The 14,927-nt window shown below is 74.4% G+C and carries 16 protein-coding genes; 5 read left to right on the top strand and 11 right to left on the bottom strand.

The window, feature by feature from the left end:
* Positions 1–28: 28 nt before the first annotated feature.
* From pyk to rosag_RS13710, 5 genes are all read right to left on the bottom strand, one after another.
* Positions 29–1,456 carry a pyruvate kinase gene (gene pyk / locus rosag_RS13730; RefSeq protein ID WP_284350712.1) on the bottom strand — a complete coding sequence of 476 codons (1,428 nt, stop codon included), beginning with the start codon at positions 1,454–1,456 and terminating at the stop codon, positions 29–31.
* A gap of 138 nt (positions 1,457–1,594) precedes the next feature.
* A complete protein-coding gene (locus rosag_RS13725) occupies positions 1,595–2,029 on the bottom strand; it encodes a hypothetical protein (RefSeq protein ID WP_284350711.1) in 435 nt (144 codons plus the stop codon).
* Positions 2,030–2,031: 2 nt separating this feature from the next.
* The gene (locus rosag_RS13720) at positions 2,032–4,590 is read right to left on the bottom strand and encodes a penicillin acylase family protein (protein ID WP_284350710.1); all 2,559 of its coding nucleotides are present in this window, start codon (positions 4,588–4,590) and stop codon (positions 2,032–2,034) included.
* 93 nt (positions 4,591–4,683) lie between these two features.
* A complete protein-coding gene (gene tal, locus rosag_RS13715; protein WP_284350709.1) occupies positions 4,684–5,811 on the bottom strand; it encodes a transaldolase in 1,128 nt (375 codons plus the stop codon).
* A 154-nt stretch (positions 5,812–5,965) separates the two neighbouring features.
* Positions 5,966–7,387 (bottom strand): PQQ-dependent sugar dehydrogenase, encoded by a 1,422-nt coding sequence (locus rosag_RS13710; protein ID WP_284350708.1) that lies wholly within the window; start codon positions 7,385–7,387, stop codon positions 5,966–5,968.
* Between rosag_RS13710 and rosag_RS25465 the strand changes: the two genes are divergently transcribed.
* From rosag_RS25465 to rosag_RS13685, 5 genes are all read left to right on the top strand, one after another.
* Positions 7,373–8,140, top strand: a complete 768-nt coding sequence (locus tag rosag_RS25465; protein ID WP_425607506.1) for a pilus assembly FimT family protein — start codon at positions 7,373–7,375, stop codon at positions 8,138–8,140. The genes rosag_RS13710 and rosag_RS25465 overlap by 15 nt on opposite strands.
* The gene (locus rosag_RS13700; protein ID WP_284350706.1) at positions 8,128–8,538 is read left to right on the top strand and encodes a type IV pilus modification PilV family protein; all 411 of its coding nucleotides are present in this window, start codon (positions 8,128–8,130) and stop codon (positions 8,536–8,538) included. Before rosag_RS25465 ends, rosag_RS13700 begins: the two co-directional genes overlap by 13 nt.
* Before the next feature lie 8 nt (positions 8,539–8,546).
* Entirely contained in the window at positions 8,547–9,476 is a 930-nt protein-coding gene (locus rosag_RS13695) for a PulJ/GspJ family protein (RefSeq protein ID WP_284350705.1), read from the top strand.
* Between the two features lie 49 nt (positions 9,477–9,525).
* A complete protein-coding gene (locus rosag_RS13690; protein WP_284350704.1) occupies positions 9,526–10,749 on the top strand; it encodes a pilus assembly PilX N-terminal domain-containing protein in 1,224 nt (407 codons plus the stop codon).
* 178 nt (positions 10,750–10,927) lie between these two features.
* Entirely contained in the window at positions 10,928–12,103 is a 1,176-nt protein-coding gene (locus rosag_RS13685) for an aminotransferase class I/II-fold pyridoxal phosphate-dependent enzyme (protein ID WP_284350703.1), read from the top strand.
* A 16-nt stretch (positions 12,104–12,119) separates the two neighbouring features.
* On the opposite strand, the gene rosag_RS13680 is transcribed toward rosag_RS13685, so the two are convergent.
* The 6 genes from rosag_RS13680 to rosag_RS13655 all read right to left on the bottom strand — a co-directional run bounded on the left by rosag_RS13680 (position 12,120) and on the right by rosag_RS13655 (position 14,922).
* The gene (locus rosag_RS13680) at positions 12,120–12,353 is read right to left on the bottom strand and encodes a hypothetical protein (RefSeq protein WP_284350702.1); all 234 of its coding nucleotides are present in this window, start codon (positions 12,351–12,353) and stop codon (positions 12,120–12,122) included.
* A 55-nt stretch (positions 12,354–12,408) separates the two neighbouring features.
* Positions 12,409–12,735 carry a heavy metal-binding domain-containing protein gene (locus rosag_RS13675; protein WP_284350701.1) on the bottom strand — a complete coding sequence of 109 codons (327 nt, stop codon included), beginning with the start codon at positions 12,733–12,735 and terminating at the stop codon, positions 12,409–12,411.
* Positions 12,736–12,770: 35 nt separating this feature from the next.
* A complete protein-coding gene (locus rosag_RS13670) occupies positions 12,771–13,574 on the bottom strand; it encodes a DUF6766 family protein (protein WP_284350700.1) in 804 nt (267 codons plus the stop codon).
* 70 nt (positions 13,575–13,644) lie between these two features.
* Positions 13,645–14,193 carry a GNAT family N-acetyltransferase gene (locus rosag_RS13665; protein ID WP_284350699.1) on the bottom strand — a complete coding sequence of 183 codons (549 nt, stop codon included), beginning with the start codon at positions 14,191–14,193 and terminating at the stop codon, positions 13,645–13,647.
* The gene (locus rosag_RS13660; RefSeq protein WP_284350698.1) at positions 14,190–14,534 is read right to left on the bottom strand and encodes a hypothetical protein; all 345 of its coding nucleotides are present in this window, start codon (positions 14,532–14,534) and stop codon (positions 14,190–14,192) included. The genes rosag_RS13665 and rosag_RS13660 overlap by 4 nt, the downstream gene beginning before the upstream one ends.
* A 1-nt stretch (position 14,535) precedes the next feature.
* Positions 14,536–14,922 (bottom strand): hypothetical protein, encoded by a 387-nt coding sequence (locus rosag_RS13655; RefSeq protein ID WP_284350697.1) that lies wholly within the window; start codon positions 14,920–14,922, stop codon positions 14,536–14,538.
* Positions 14,923–14,927 lie beyond the last annotated feature (5 nt).

Here is a 14,927-nt window from a genome sequence, read left to right as displayed (position 1 = left end):
CGCACGCGGCGCCGCGTCACGGCACCCTTCACGGCACCACCTCGACCTTCATCAGGTTCGTGGTGCCCGGCTGGTCGAACGGATGTCCCGCCGTCACCACCACGCGATCGCCCGGCGACGCCAGCTGCAGGTCCACCGCGGCCCTGAGCGCCACCACGACCATCGTGTTGTACGAGTCCTGGTGCGGCACGAGCGCCGGCACGACGCCCCACACGAGCGCCAGCTGCCGCGCGACCTGCGGGTTGTCGGTCAGCGCGAGCACGGGCACCGGCGGCCGGTGCGAGCTGACGATGCGGCCCGTGAAGCCGCTCTTGGTGAACACGATCACCAGCGGCGCGCCGAGCTGCTGCGCGGCGGCCACCGTCGCGGCGGCGATCGCCTCCTCGGTGGTGACGAAGACGCCGCGCGCGCGGCGCTCGTCGCGCAGCATCATCGGCGACGGGTGCGCCTCGATCTCGGCGATGATGCGCCGCATCGCGCCCACCGCCAGCCGCGGATAGGCGCCCGCCGCCGTCTCCGCCGACAGCATCACCGCGTCCGTGCCGTCGAGGATCGCGTTGGCGACGTCGCTCGCCTCGGCGCGCGTGGGCCGCGGGTGCTCGACCATCGACTCGAGCATCTGCGTCGCCGTGATCACCGGCTTGCCGAGGCGCTTGGCGACCTGGATGATCTGCTTCTGCGCCAGCGGCACACGCTCGAACGGCAGCTCGACGCCCAGGTCGCCGCGCGCCACCATCACCGCGTCGGTCGCCTGCACGATCTCCTCGATCGCGTCCAGCGCCTGGTCCTTCTCGATCTTGGCGACGATCAGCGTGCGCTTGGGGATCAGCGCGCGCAGCGAGTGCACGTCCTCCGCGCGGCGCACGAAGCTGAGCGCGATGTACTCCAGCTCGTGCTCGACCGCGAACACGACGTCGGCGCGGTCCTTGTCGGTGATGGACGGCGCCGAGACCTGCACGCCGGGGAGGTTCATCCCCTTGTGGCTGGAGAGCCGCCCGCCGTGCATGACGCGCGCGTGCACCCTGCGCCCGACGACGTCGAGCACGACCAGCTCGATCAGCCCGTCGTTGATCAGGATGCGGTCGCCCTCGTGCACGTCGTCGCCGAGCGCATCGTAGGTGACCGGCAGCTCGCGCGCGGCGACGTCGTGGGCCTCGGTCTCGGGCACGAGCCAGAGGTCGTCGCCCGGCGCCAGCTCGATGGGCGCGGGCAGGTCGCCGATGCGGATGCGCGGCCCCTGCAGGTCGCCGAGGATGGCGACGTGCTTCTCCAGCTCGGCCGCGACCTCGCGCACGATGCGGATGCGCTCCGCGTGCTGCTCGTGCGTGCCGTGCGAGAAGTTGATGCGGGCGACGTTGAGGCCCGCCTCGATGAGGCTGCGGATCGCCTCGCGCGACGTGCTCGAGGGGCCGAGGGTACCGACGATCTTGGTGCGCGGGGTATATGACGTGGCCACGAGACGTTGGGCGGCTGTACGGGCGCTGGACGGACGCAGGGCGGGTCGCGCCGTGCCGCGGGAACGTTCCCGCGGCGCGCGAAGCGCAGGCAAGTTAATCACCACCGGGCGCGCGCCGGCCGGAGCCGGCCGACGCCGTCAACCCAGCGTGGCCGAGCGCGGCTCGTCGAGGGCGAGCGCGGCGCGAGACGCCGGCGCGTCGCCGGCAGGCCGCCAGAGCGCGAGGGCGCCCTCGGTCACCGCGGCCGCGCACCATGCCAGCGCCGCCGGCAGGGCGAGCGTCACGACCAGGACGGCCGGCCAGGGCAGCGCGAACAGGCGAGCGAGGATCCCCCGCACCGCCCCGAAACCGGGCCCCATGGCGTCCCACGCGATGAGCGCCGCCCACGCGAGGGCGGCCGCGAGGCCCGCGCCGAGGGCGGCCGAGCCGCGCACGCGGGCAGCGAGCCGCGGCTCGACGAGCGCGCTCGCGACCACCATGAGGGCCGCCACCAGCGGCACCGACCACCAGCCCAGCAGGCGCGTCGTCAGCGCCGTGAGGGCCGCCCAGAGCAGGAAGGGCACGAGGCGCATGGTCAGCGCGGGCTGAGGGTGAGGTCCAGGCGGGGCGAGCGGCGGGCGGCGGGCAGCTCCTCCGGCGTGCGCGGGGCGCGGGCCTCGTCGAGCTCGCCCGCCAGCCAGCGCGGCAGCCGGTCGGTGTAGCCCGGATCGGCCGGGTCGCCCGACTGGCCGCCGGGATACGTCACCCAGGCGCGCACCTCGGGGCCCAGCTCGACGACCATGCGCCAGCTCGCGCCGTGCGTCCCGTTCCCGAAGGACGGGCTGAGCGTGCCCGTGCCTCCCTGCACCGGCAGCTCGAGCCGCGAGAGCGCGGGCAGGCGCAGGAGGTGGTTGATGTTCGCGTGGCGCTGCCGGCTCCACGTCCAGCCACCCGCGTCGGGTGCGCCGCTGCGCTGCACCAGCGCGTCGTGCGCGGCCAGCAGGCTCGCGGCGAGGATGGCGTCGCGGTCCTCGACGCGGTCGCGCGTGCGGCGGTCGTCCCACCACGCGCTGGCCGAGTCGCGCAGCAGCGTGGCGAGGATCGCGCTCGCGGGTGTCGCGACGCGGCGGCCGCTGGCCGCGCCGTCGGGCCACGTGCTCGCGCCGTCGCCGGCGCGCGGGCGCGGCGCGAGCAGCTCGTCCCACGTGCGGTCGGCGAGCTGGCGCATCGCGCCCTCGAACAGCGCGGCGCGCGTGCTCTCGCGCGTGTAGCGGCGGTCCCACTCGCCCAGCAGGCGCGCGGCCTCGCGCAGCCGCGCTGCATTCGCGCCGCCAGCGGCCGCGACGCGCTCCGCGGCGCCCAGGAAGAATGGAACGAAGAGGTTCGCGCGCTCGCTGCCCGGATCCGTCTGCCAGCGGCGCATCACGTCGGGCGTCACCGCGGAGTCGGCGCGCAGCAGCGCGTTGATGCGCAGCGCGCGCCACGGATCGTAGCCCCCTCCCCAGAAGTCGGTCGTCGCGCGCGGATCGATGGGCTGCTGGTTGGCCGACGCGAGGAAGCCCTGCGGCGGGTCGAACGCCTGCGGGTAGCGCGACACCGGGATCCAGCCGCGCCAGTCGTTGTCCGACCGTCGACCGTCGCGCACGACGTAGCCCGAGCCGTCGCCCGCGCGGATCGGATAGTGCCCCGTCGAGCGGATGGCGATGGTGCCGGCGCGATCGGCGGCGAGCATGTTCTGCGCGGGCGCGAAGTAGCCCGCCGCGAGCGCGTCCAGGAATCCGCGCGCCGACGTGGCGTGCGAGCCCTCGCGGAACGCCGCCAGCGGATCGGACGGATCGAGCACCGTCCAGCGCATCGACAGCCAGCGCGGCGCACCGCCGGCCGCGAACGCCGTGTCGCGGCGCAGCGGCCCGCGGTGCGTGAAGCGCAGCGTGTCCACCTCGACGATCTCGCCGTCCTTGCCGCGGTAGGTCTCGACGCGCTGCTCCACCGCGCGCCACTGCCCGTCCACGCGGTAGCGCGTGGGCCGCGTGGCGTCGTCCACCTCCTCGGCGAAGAAGTCGAGGACGTCGGCGCCGGTGTTGGTGAAGGTCCACGCGACGTCGCGGTTGAAGCCGATCACGACGCCCGGCAACCCGGGGATCGTGACGCCGTAGACGTCGAGCTTTCCCGGCACGACGAGGTGCGCCTCGTACCAGATGGACGGCAGCGTGAGCTCGAGGTGCGGATCGCCGGCGAGCAACGCGTGACCGCCCGCGGTGCGCCGCGACGCCACCGCCCAGTTGTTGCTCGCGAGGTGTGCGCGCTCGTCGGGCGGGATCGCGCGGTCGCGCAGCGGGAAGAAGGCGTCGTGCGTGGCGACGAGGCGGGCCGCCTCGGGATCGGGCGCGCCGGGCGGCGCGAGGCGCGTGGAATCCAGGCGCGGCGCGCTCTGCCCGTTGGGCTGGATCGGCTCCACGATGGGCGCGCGCTCGGGAAAGAGCGCCGCGGCCGCCGCCACGCCGACGCGCGCCGCCACCGCCGCGCGGTCGATCTCCGGCGCGTCGTACGCGAGCGTGTAGCCCATGCGATTGATGACGTGCAGCGAGTGCAGCGGCGTCCACCGCTCGGGCCGCACGCCGAGGAGCTTGAACTCCATCGGCAGGCGCGCGGGCGTGAGACCGTCGATCCACGCGTTGATTCCATCGGCGTACGCGCGCAGCACGCGGCCGCTCGGCGTGTCCTCGCCGACCGCGCGCAGCTTCGCCTCCGCCGCGCGCGGCATGCCGAGCCCGCGCATCTCGCGGTCGAGCGCCAGCGCGCGCTCGCCGGCCAGCTCGGTCAGCCGCCCGCTGCTGGCGAGCGTCTGCACGTGCAGCTGCAGCAGCCGGTCGCGCGCGACGACGTAGCCGAGCGCGCGGTACGCGTCCTCCTCGCTGCCGGCAAAGATGTGGGGGACGCGGCGATCGTCGTAGACGATGCGCACCGGTCCCGCGAGCCCCGCGATCGTGAGCGTCGGCGGCGCGTCGTGCGCGCGCGCGTTCGCCCACACGCCGCGCGTCGGGTCGAGGAAGTCGCCGAGCGCGGGCAGCGAACCCACCGGCCGCGCGGCGGCCACGGTGGCGACGAGCAGGCCGAGCGCGGCGGCCGTGGTGCGGAGGGAGCGCGTCGTCATCGGAGGGCGAAAGGGGCAGCGGCCGCGCTCGACGGACGAGCGCGGCCGCTACGATACCTCGCGGGCAGGGACGCGAACAGAGTCGGCGCGCGGTCAGCGCGCGACGAGCGCGCTCATCTTCTTCTCGAGCCCCGCGAGCAGCCCGTCGAACGACTTCTGGAACGACGCGATGCCCTCGACGAGCAGCTTGTCGGTCACCGCCGGCATCGAGATGCCGAGCGCCTCGAGGTCGGCGAGGAGCCGCTCGGCGCCGTCGACGTCCTGGTCCACCGTGCGCGCCACCTCGCCGTGATCGCGGAACGCCTCGAGCGTCGCGGGCGGCAGCGTGTTCACCGTGTCGGGGCCGATCAGCTGCTCGACGTAGAGCACGTCGCGGTACGCGGGGTTCTTCACGCTCGTGCTGGCCCAGAGCGGGCGCTGCACCATCGCGCCCTTCGCGGCCAGCGCATCCCAGCGCTGTCCCGAGAACATCGTCTGGAACAGGCGGTACGCGAGCTTCGCGTTGGCGATCGCGGCGCGGCCCTTGAGCGACGCGACGTACGACTTCCGCTCCTCGGGCAGCTGCGCGATGATCGCGTCGAGGCGCTTGTCGATCTCCGAGTCGACGCGGCTCACGAAGAAGCTCGCGACGCTGGCGATGCGGTCGACGGGCTTGCCCGCGGCCACGCGCTCGTCGAGCGCGTCGAGGTAGGCCTCGATCACGCGGCGGTGCGCCTCGACCGAGAAGAGCAGCGTCACGTTGACGTTGATGCCCTCGGCCAGGAGCGAGCGCACGGCGCGCGCGCCGCTCTCGGTGCCGGGCACCTTGATCATCACGTTCGGCCGCGCGACGGTCGCCCACAGGCGGCGCCCCTCCTCGATCGTCGCGTCGGGATCCTCGGCGACGCCGGGCGAGACCTCGATCGAGACGTAGCCGTCCTTCCCCTTCGTGGCCTCGTAGACCGGGAGGAAGAGGTCGCAGGCGCGGCGCACGTCCTCGGTCTCGACGAGCTCGAACAGCTCCCACGGCGTCAGCCCCGCCTCGGCGGCGGCGAGCTGCGTGTCGTAGTGCGCGCCCTCGGCCAGCGCCTTCTCGAAGATCGTCGGGTTGGACGTCATCCCGGTCAGCGCATCCTCGCGGATGCGGCGCTCGAGATCGCCGTTCTGGAGCATCGCGCGGTCGATGTAGTCGAGCCAGAGCGACTGACCGGCGGCGTGGAGTTCCTTGAGGCGCGGAGCCATGGGTCTATGGGAGCGTCGAGCGGTGAGCGGCGAACCGGGAGCGGCGAGCGGCGAGCGTCGAGCCGAGGCTGAAAGCTAATCGTCCGGGACGACGGCGCGGCGGCCGGCTCCGCGACGGGAGCCGACTCGACGCTCGCCGCTCACCGCTCGACGCTCAGTTCACCCCCACGTACACGATCTTCCAGATCCGCCCGCGCACGTCGTCCGTGACGTAGATGCCGCCGTCGGGCGACTGGGCGAGGCCGACCGGGCGATGGAGCGCCTGGCCCGGCTGCCGGCGGTCGGCGCCGCCGGTGAAGCCGTCCGCGAAGGTCTCGTGCGCGCCCGCCGCGCGGCCGCCGCTCATCGGGAGGAAGGCGACCTGGTAGCCCGCCTGCGGGAGCGGCGCGCGGTTCCACGAGCCGTGGAAGGAGACGAAGACGCCGTTGCGGTAGCGCGGGGGGAACTGCCGTCCCGTGTAGAAGAGCACCGCCATCGGCGCCCAGTGCGCGGGGAAGGCCGCGACCGGCGCCTTCTTCTGCGCGCAGCGCCCGACCGTCTTCCCGTCGCCGCCGTACTCCGGCGCCAGCACCAGCTTCTGCTGCGTCGGGTCGTAGTAGCAGTACGGCCAGCCGAAGTCGTCACCCTGGCGCACGGGCATCAGCTCCTCGGCGGGGAGCTCCGCGCTCTGCGCGGCCGTGAACTTCTCGCCCCAGTTCTGGAAGAGCTGGTCGCGCCCGTGCTGCGCCACCCAGAGCTGGCCGTCCGGGGCGAGCGTCATGGCGACCGCGTTGCGGATGCCGGTCGCGAAGCGCGCCGCGGGCGCGAACTTCTGGCCGGGCTGATCCGCGCGGTAGCGCCACACGCCCGCGCGCGTCTCCAGCTCGGTGCACGGGTCCGCCCCCGGCGAGCCATTGCCGCGGTCCTTCTGCTGGCACGAGTTGCTGAGCGAGCCGACGTTCACGAACAGCGTCCCGCGCCCGTCGAGCACGATGCTGTGCGCGGCGTGGCCGCCGGTCGGCAGCCCCTCGACGATCGTCTCGGCCGCGCCGCTGGGGCGCAGCTGGCCGGCCGGCACCGGGTGCCGCACGATCGTCGTGCCCTGGTCCGCGTAGACCCAGCCCGGCGCGAGCGCGATCCCCGACCCGCCGCGCCCACCGAACGTCTCGCGCGTGTCGGCGCGACCATCGCCGTCGCGGTCGCGCAGCGCGAGGATGCCGCCCGACGGCGTCTGGCCCGTCTCGTCGGGGCCGCGGCGCCGCGGCGACTGCAGCGCGACGAAGACGTCGCCGTTGGGCGCGACCGCCACATGTCGCGCGCCGCCCACACTGTCGGCGAACAGCGTCGCGCAGAAGCCCGCGGGCAGCGTGATGCCCGCGTCGTCCGGCGCGCAGGCCGGCTTCGCGGTCGTCGCGGTGGACGCCGGCGCGGAATCGCCCGGCGGCGTATCGCCCGGCGCGGCGGCCGACCGTTCCACCTCGCCCGTGGCGGTGCGCTCCTGCGCGGAGTCGGCCCCGCACGCGGTGGCGAGCAGCGCGCCCGCGGCGAGGACGGCGAACGGGACGCGCGACGGGAAGCGGCGATGCGGATCGGGCACGGGGGCGGGCTCCTTCGTGGTCGAGGTGGACGTGCGGACACGCGCGAGGCCGGCAAGCCGCGGGCCGATGACGGAATGAGTGCGGCCGGCGCCGTGACGCGCCGACGGGCGCAAACGCGTTGCCGCGCTTCTCGGTGCCGCGTCCACCTCGCAGTCGGGCGCATGTCCCGTCGACTCAAGCCCTGGTCGCCCACTGCCGAGACCGTAGGAGGTATGATGAGCGCCCTCCCCTGCCGCCCTCACCGGCCGGCCACGCGCCCCCCCGGGGGCGCCGCTCGGCGTGCCGGCTTCTCGATGGTGGAGCTTCTGCTCACGATCGCGGTCGCCGGCATCATGATCGCCATCGCCGGCCCGAAGGCGCGCGCCTTCCGCGAGGGCGCCTCGGTGCGCGGCGCGCGGCAGGAGCTGGCGACGGCCATCGAGGCAGCGCGGGCCGCCGCCATCCAGCGCGGCCGCACGGCGCGCGTGCACCTGCGCACCGACAGCCTGCTCGTCACCGTGGACACGGGCGCGCCCGGCGCCGCGGCGAGCGGCCGCTACACCGTGCTCGGCCCGCTGCGCCTGGACACCGCGTTCAACGTGACGCTGACGCGCGCCGACCCGGCGGACACCGTCATCGCGTACGACTCGCGCGGCCTCGCGAACCCGCGCCTGCTCCACACGGCGCGCCTCGTGGTCACGCGCGGGCTCCGCAAGGACTCCGTGTGCGTGACGAACTTCGGCATGATCCTGCCGCGCGGGTGCACGCCGTGATGGCGCGCGGGCGCGCACGCGCGAACGCGCCGCGCCGTGCGGCCGATCGCCGCGGCTTCACGCTGATCGAGGTCATCGCCGCGATCATCCTGCTGTCGATCGGCCTCCTCGCGGTCGCCGGCCTGGGCGTGGTGGCCGCCAAGACGACGCGGCGCGGCTCGACGCAGACGCTCGCGGCGGCCATCGCGCAGTCGCGCTTCGACTCGCTGTCGAGCCTTCCCTGCGCCACGCTGGCCACCGCGGGTGCGACGTCGGGCACGTCCACCACGCGTGGCGTGGTGGAGAAGTGGCGGGTGGTGGACGGCTGGAACGTGAAGCGGCTCACCGACTCGCTGACGGTGCCGGGTCGCGCGAACACCCTCGTCTACCAGAGCGTGATCCCATGCCGCGAGCAGTGACCCCGCACATGCCCGCGCGCATGCGCGCACGCCTGTCCGCACGCGCGGCCTTCACGCTGCCGGAGCTGCTGGTCGCGATGACGCTGCTCGTGGTCGTCGGCGCCACGCTCGGCACGATGCTGACGAGCCAGTACCGCATGTTCAACCGCACGCAGGGCGCGACGCAGATGCAGCGCGACCTCCGCACGGGCCTCGGGCTGCTGCCGCTGGACCTGCGCGCGGCGTCGCGCGCCGGCGGCGACATCACCGCCCTGCAGGACTCGGCCATCCAGCTGCGGGCGACGATCGGCTCGTCGATCATCTGCGTGCGGCCGGCGGCCAACCAGCTGGACCTGCCGCCGCTGATGGCCGCGCGCAACGCGCTCACGCAGTGGCACACGTCGCCGCTGCCGGGCGACACGGTCCTCGTCTACGACGACAACACGCGCACCGGCCCCGAGGACGACCGCTGGCTGCCGTACGCGCTGGTCAGCATCGCGCCGGCGCCTGCCGCGAGCTGCGCCGGCGCGCCCTTCACGGATCCCGTGCTCGACCCGCCGGCGAGCAAGCCGCGCTGGCGCCTGACGCTCAACGGCGATCCGCCGATCACGACGGTCGCGGGCGCGCCCGTGCGCTTCCTGCGCTCCGTGCGCTACTCGCTCTACAAGCCGAACGGCGGCGACGCGTGGTACCTCGGCTACCGCGAGTACCTGACCGGCGGGTGGGGCCAGACGGAGCCGATCGCCGGGCCGTTCGAGGCCGCGGGCGGTCCGCGCGTCGGCATCAAGTTCAGCTACTTCGACACGCTCGGCGTCGCGCTCGCCGCCCCGACCGGCACGAACGTCGGCCGCGTGGACCTCACCTTCCGCGCGCGGGCGCTGATCCGCGGCGGCACGCGCGACACGATCGTGCTCCGCGACTCGGTGGCGGTGCGCGTCGCGCTCCGCAACCGGCTGTAGCCGCCTGATCGCGCAGCACGCCTCCCGCACCCGCGAGACCCACATGCGCATGCCCAGACTCCGCCTCGCCGCCCGGCGTCGCGCGCGCCGGCTGTCGGCGCCGCGCCGCGGGATGGCGCTGCCGATCGCGCTGATGCTGCTCGTCGTGCTCAGCACCCTCGCCGCGAGCTCGTTCACCGCCTCGCGGCAGACGTTCCGCGGCGGCCGCAACACGCTCATCGAGCAGCGCGCGATGTCGGTGGCCGAGTACGGATTGAACCAGCAGGTGGCGAACTGGCGCACGGAGCTGAACCTCCCGGCGCCGCGCGGGCTCGCGGTCGGCCGCGTCGACTCGACCAACGTGTGGGTCGCCGCCGGCGACACGTCGAAGGTGCGCATCACGCGCCTGACGAACATGCTGTACCACGTGGAGTCGGTCGGGCGCGCGAGCATCCCGAACCCGGCGCTGACGGCGCAGCGCAGCGTGGGCGCGATCCTGCGCCTGGCGTATCCGACCATCGAGCCGCGCGGCGCGATCACGGCGGGCGGACGCGTGGACCTGCAGGGCTCCGCGATCGTCGACGGCCGTGACTACGTCCCGTACTCGTGGGACAGCGACGTGGCGTGGGCGGATTCCATCTGCAACGGCATGCGCGGCACGCTGATGCCGGCGATCGCGGTGCCGCCCGGCACCGCGCAGTCGGACTCCTCGGACCGCAACATCCCGTCGGGCGCGCCGAAGGTCATCTTCGATCCCGCCGCCGGCGACTCGAACACCTACGTGCGCTTCGGCACCGAGTCGTGGAACACGCTGACGGCGAACGCGACGATCAAGTACCTGAACGGCGCGGCACCCGGCATGACGATCCTGCCCGTCGACAGCGCAGGCACGTGCCGGTACAGCAACACACAGAACTGGGGCGAGCCGTTCCGCGGCGCGGGCTCGGTGGCGTCGTGCGTGAACTACTTCCCGATCATCTACGTCGACGGCGACCTGGAGCTGCAGTCGAACGGACGCGGCCAGGGGATCCTGCTCGTGAACGGGAACCTGAAGCTTCGCGGCACCTTCGACTGGGTCGGGCTGATCATCGTGCGCGACGACGTGGAGCGCGGCAACGGCACCGCGAACATCACGGGCGCGGTCATGGCCCGGAACGTCAACCTGAGCAACAACGGCAGCCTGTGGACGGGCAACCAGACCGTGCGCTACTCGAAGTGCGCGGTGGAGAGCGCCCTGCGCGGCTCGGCCATCCTCGTGCGGGCCCGCGACCGGGCGTGGACGCAGCTCTTCTGAGCGGCGCTGCGGACGGCGGGCTGCGGGCTGCGCGCTACGGGCTGCGGATCCGAGTCCCGACTCGGCGGCGGTGACCGACGGGCGCGACGGCGCGTCCCGGGGCTGGGACCGCAGTCCGGACGCGGTCCCGGCTAGATTCCGCGCTCCCACGCCCCCGTCGTCCCCGTCCCGCCCCGTCGTGCTGCCCCGCCCCATCCCCTCGCTCGACCGCCTCCCGCCCTACGTCTTCGCGGAGCTCGACCGGCTGAAGGCCGACGCCCGTGCCCGGGGCCGGACCTTCGTGGACCTCGGCATCGGCAGCCCGGACCAGCCGACGCCCGCGCCGGTGATGGAGGCCGTCCGTCGCGCCGCCGGCGACACGTCGCGCCATGGCTACCCGCCGTTCCGCGGGACGCCGGAGTTCCTGGGCGCGGCCTCGCGCTACATGGCGGCGCGCTTCGGCGTCGCGCTCGACCCGGCGCAGGAGCTGATCGCGGTCAGCGGGTCCAAGGAGGGGGTCGCGCAGCTGCTGCAGGCCTACTGCGGACCCGGCGACGTCGCGCTGGTGCCGGCGGTCTACTACCCCGTCTACGCGCGCGCGCCCATGCTCAACGGCGCGGACGCGTGGTTCATCCCGACGCCGGCGCCGGACTTCCTGCCCGACCTGGACGCGATCCCCGCGGACGTCCTGTCGCGCGCGAAGGTGCTCGTGGTGAACTACCCGAACAACCCGACCGGCGCGGTGTGCGACGTCGCGTTCCTCGCGCGCTGTGTCGCGTTCGCGCGGCGCCACGGGCTGCTGCTCCTGAGCGACCTCGCGTACGCCGAGCTGTCGTTCGACGGCTACCGCGCGCCGAGCGTGTTCGAGGTGCCGGGCGCGATGGACGTCGCCGTCGAGCTGCACTCGTGCTCCAAGGCGTTCAACATGGCCGGCCTCCGCATCGGCTTCGCCGCCGGCAGTGCGGAGGCGATCGCGACGCTCGGCGCCTACCGCACGAACGTCGGCTACGGCACGCCGTGGGTCGCGCAGGCCGCCGGCGCCGCGGCGCTGGACGCGCACGCGACGCTCGCGGCGCCCATCGTCGCGGAGTACCGCGCGCGCCGCGACGCGGTCTACACGGCGCTGCGCGAGGCGGGCTGGGACGTCACGCCGCCGCGCGCCGCGATGTACGCCTGGCTCCCCGTCCCCGAGGGGTTCGACGACTGGGGCTGGGTGCGCGCGGCGCTCGACGAGGTGGGCGTGGTGGTGACGCCCGGCCTCGCGTTCGGCCCCGGTGGCGCCGGCTGGTTCCGCATCTCGCTCGTCCAGCCGGCCCCCGTGCTGTCGCAGGCCGTGGCGCGGCTCGCGGAGCTCGCGGCGCGCGTGCCGGCCTGACGGACCGCGCGACGAGCTAGCGGTCCTCGTCGCGCGAGTCGTCCTCCTCCGACGCGTCCGGACGATCGGGATCGGCGCGGCGCGAGTCGCGCTCGCCGGTCAGCGTCGGACGCGCGTGCGCCTCGGCGTCGGTGCCGCCCGTGTTCCGGCCGCCGGGACGGCCGTGCCGCTCGACGATGTCCGCGTTGTCGTTGCGCGGCGTGCGGCCGCCCTGCGTGCCCGCGCTGCTGTTGCCGGGACTTCCGCTCATGGTGCCTCCTGCGAAGGTGGGGGCGCCGTGAGCGCAGGCCGCGTGCCCCCTGCGGTCAGCCCAGCCGGACCGCCGTGCCGCTCGCGCTGACCATCAGCATCCCGCCGCCGCTGCCCATCTGGATGCTCTCGTAGTCCAGGTCGACGCCGATGACCGCGTCGCCGCCGAGGTCGCGCGCGCGCGCGACCATCTCGTCGAGCGCGATCTGCTTCGCCTTGCGCAGCTCCTCCTCGTACGCGGCCGAGCGGCCGCCGACGATGTCGCGGATGCCGGCGAAGAAGTCGCGGAAGACGTTCGCGCCGAGGATCGCCTCGCCCGACACGAGGCCGAGGTACTGGCGCACGGGGCGGCCTTCGATGGCGGGAGTCGTGACGACGAGCATGGGCGGGGCGCGGTGAGAGGTGATGCGCGAGGTGATCAGTGACCCGTCTCGTGCGACGGGGCGGCGACGGGCTTGGACTGCGTCGAGCCCTGCTCACGCAGCCAGATGCTGAGCAGCACCAGCACGCCCACCGACAGGAACTCGGACTGCCAGTTCTGGAGCGACTCGAACCAGAACTGGCTCGTGCCGAGGTACTGCAGCGTCGTGACGGCCTCGCCGCCGTGCTGCAGCTGCTCCTCGCTGTACGCGCGCGCGCCGCCCATCGCGTGCAGGACGAAGCTCGCCGCGAAGAGCAGCATCAGCGCGAGGCTGAGCGAGTGGCGGTACACCGCGAGCGCGACGCCGCCCGCGCGCACGGGCCACGGCGCCTCGGGATCGAAGCGGTGCGTGCGCGGATCCTCGTCCGTCTCCTCGGGCTCCTCGAGATGCTTCGATTCCGCCGACCCGACCTGGTACAGCTTCGCGGTCAGCAGCACGAAGATCCCCATCTGCAGGAACTCGGACTCCCAGTTCTCGGTCAGCGTCTCCACGAACGCGCCCGTGCGCAGGTACTCCACGACGGTCACCGGCGGCTGCCCATGGTCGCGCTGCTCCTCCGACTGGACGGCCGCGCCGGTGAAGACCAGCCCCACCAGCGTCGCGAGGAACAGCGCGAACGACGCCACGCTCAGCCCGTTCTCGAGCAGGAAGCGATGCACGCCGCTCTTCCCGCGCATCGTCCGCACGCGCATCACCGCGGCCCGCTCGGCCGCTCCCGTGCTACGCTCGTTCCGCTCCGCCTCCTCGCGCGCTCGCGCGCGCTTCACCGTCTCGCGCGCTTCCCGCAGTCCGTCGCTCATCAAGGCGTCTCCGTTGGCGTTGCCTGGAACAGGGCAAGCGCCGTTCCGGCGAGCGAGACCGTGACACCCGTTACACCGGCCGGCTCATCACCGCGCCCGGCACCGCGACGCCGTCGGGGAGCGTCACCGTCACGCGCTCCCGCACCGTGAAGCCGAGCGCCGTGTAGAGCGGCTCGCCCGGGAGCGTCGCCAGCAGCTTGAGCGTCGTGAAGCCCGCCGCCGCCGCGGCGCTCCGGCACGCCTCGAACAGCAGCCGGCCGAGCCCGCGCCGCGCCCACGACGGATCGACGAAGAAGGCGCGGATGCGCGCCGCGTCGCGCGCGGGATCGAGCGACGCGTCCTCGCCCTGCTTGAACTGGTCGCCGCCGAAGAGCGTGCGCCGTCGGCTCCAGCCGCCCCCCGCCACCAGCGCGCCATCCGCCTCGACGACGAAGTACGTGCCGTCGTGCACGAGCTGCGTGTCGACGCCGAACATGTGGCGCACCGCGCTCTCGATCTGCTGGGGCGTGTAGAAGCCCTCGCTCAGCCCGCGCGCGGATCGCGCGATCATCGCCTGCAGCTCGGGGACGTCGGCCAGCGTGGCGCGGCGGACGTGCGGGACCGCATCGCCGGCCGTCACGCGCGGCGGAGCGGCGGGCGGGGGCGGTGGCGCGCGGCGTCCGTCGCGGACGTCAGCAGGCACGCCGCGAGGAGCATCGTGGCCACCGGCCGCAGCGCGGGGTCGAGCAGCCAGGCCGCGAGGAGGACCGCCGCGATCGCCGCGTGGACCAGCGCCGGGCGACGGCGCCCCTGGATCAGCTGCCCGAGGCCGGGCAGCAGCAGGCTCGCGAGCGCCGCCGGCACGTCGCGCGGCGCGGTGGGCGCACCCGTCCCGCCACCGCGGATCACGCGCAGGCGCCGCGGGGCGCGGGCGAGCCGCGTCCGCGCCGGCAGCGAGTCGGGGCGGCGGTGGGCGTCCACGTCAGCTGATCCAGCGCCCCACGATCCCGAACAGCCCGGTGAACACGAGCACGACGGCCGCCGACACGCCCACGACGGCCGCCAGCCCACGGACCGTGCGCCAGAGTGCGAGCGGCGCCACCGGCGGCCGGAGGATCAGCTCCGCCCGCGCGTGAGCCGCGAGCGCGACGAGCCGGCGGTCGGCGGCGGCCCACGCCCCGAAGGCCGCGAAGCAGAGCGCGGCCGAGAAGAGCGCGGGCCAGGCCACGGGCCGCCAGAGCGCCATCAGCAGCGCCACCGACAGCCCCAGCACGACGTCGAGCGTGAGCCGGCGGCGCGAGGCCGTGCGGGCGCGCAGCGTGAGCAGCTCCGCGAGCCCTGCGTCCGGACGGACGGCGGTGTCGACCATGGCTT

It is taken from the genome of Roseisolibacter agri (assembly GCF_030159095.1).
GTDB classification, from domain to species: Bacteria; Gemmatimonadota; Gemmatimonadetes; order Gemmatimonadales; family Gemmatimonadaceae; genus Roseisolibacter; species Roseisolibacter agri.
Note: the sequence above shows the minus strand (reverse complement) of the source record. Positions and strands in the feature narration are given on the sequence as shown.

What these genes read in the sequence shown, in the direction of transcription:
- rosag_RS13725 (WP_284350711.1), bottom strand. Translation starts at nt 2,029, where the DNA reads ATGCGCCTCGTGCCCTTCCTGCTCTGGGCGGCCCTCACGGCGCTGACG.
- rosag_RS13720 (WP_284350710.1), bottom strand. Translation starts at nt 4,590, where the DNA reads ATGACGACGCGCTCCCTCCGCACCACGGCCGCCGCGCTCGGCCTGCTC.
- tal (WP_284350709.1), bottom strand. Translation starts at nt 5,811, where the DNA reads ATGGCTCCGCGCCTCAAGGAACTCCACGCCGCCGGTCAGTCGCTCTGG.
- rosag_RS25465 (WP_425607506.1), top strand. Translation starts at nt 7,373, where the DNA reads ATGCGGATCGGGCACGGGGGCGGGCTCCTTCGTGGTCGAGGTGGACGT.
- rosag_RS13695 (WP_284350705.1), top strand. Translation starts at nt 8,547, where the DNA reads ATGCCCGCGCGCATGCGCGCACGCCTGTCCGCACGCGCGGCCTTCACG.
- rosag_RS13690 (WP_284350704.1), top strand. Translation starts at nt 9,526, where the DNA reads ATGCCCAGACTCCGCCTCGCCGCCCGGCGTCGCGCGCGCCGGCTGTCG.
- rosag_RS13680 (WP_284350702.1), bottom strand. Translation starts at nt 12,353, where the DNA reads ATGAGCGGAAGTCCCGGCAACAGCAGCGCGGGCACGCAGGGCGGCCGC.
- rosag_RS13675 (WP_284350701.1), bottom strand. Translation starts at nt 12,735, where the DNA reads ATGCTCGTCGTCACGACTCCCGCCATCGAAGGCCGCCCCGTGCGCCAG.
- rosag_RS13670 (WP_284350700.1), bottom strand. Translation starts at nt 13,574, where the DNA reads ATGAGCGACGGACTGCGGGAAGCGCGCGAGACGGTGAAGCGCGCGCGA.
- rosag_RS13655 (WP_284350697.1), bottom strand. Translation starts at nt 14,922, where the DNA reads ATGGTCGACACCGCCGTCCGTCCGGACGCAGGGCTCGCGGAGCTGCTC.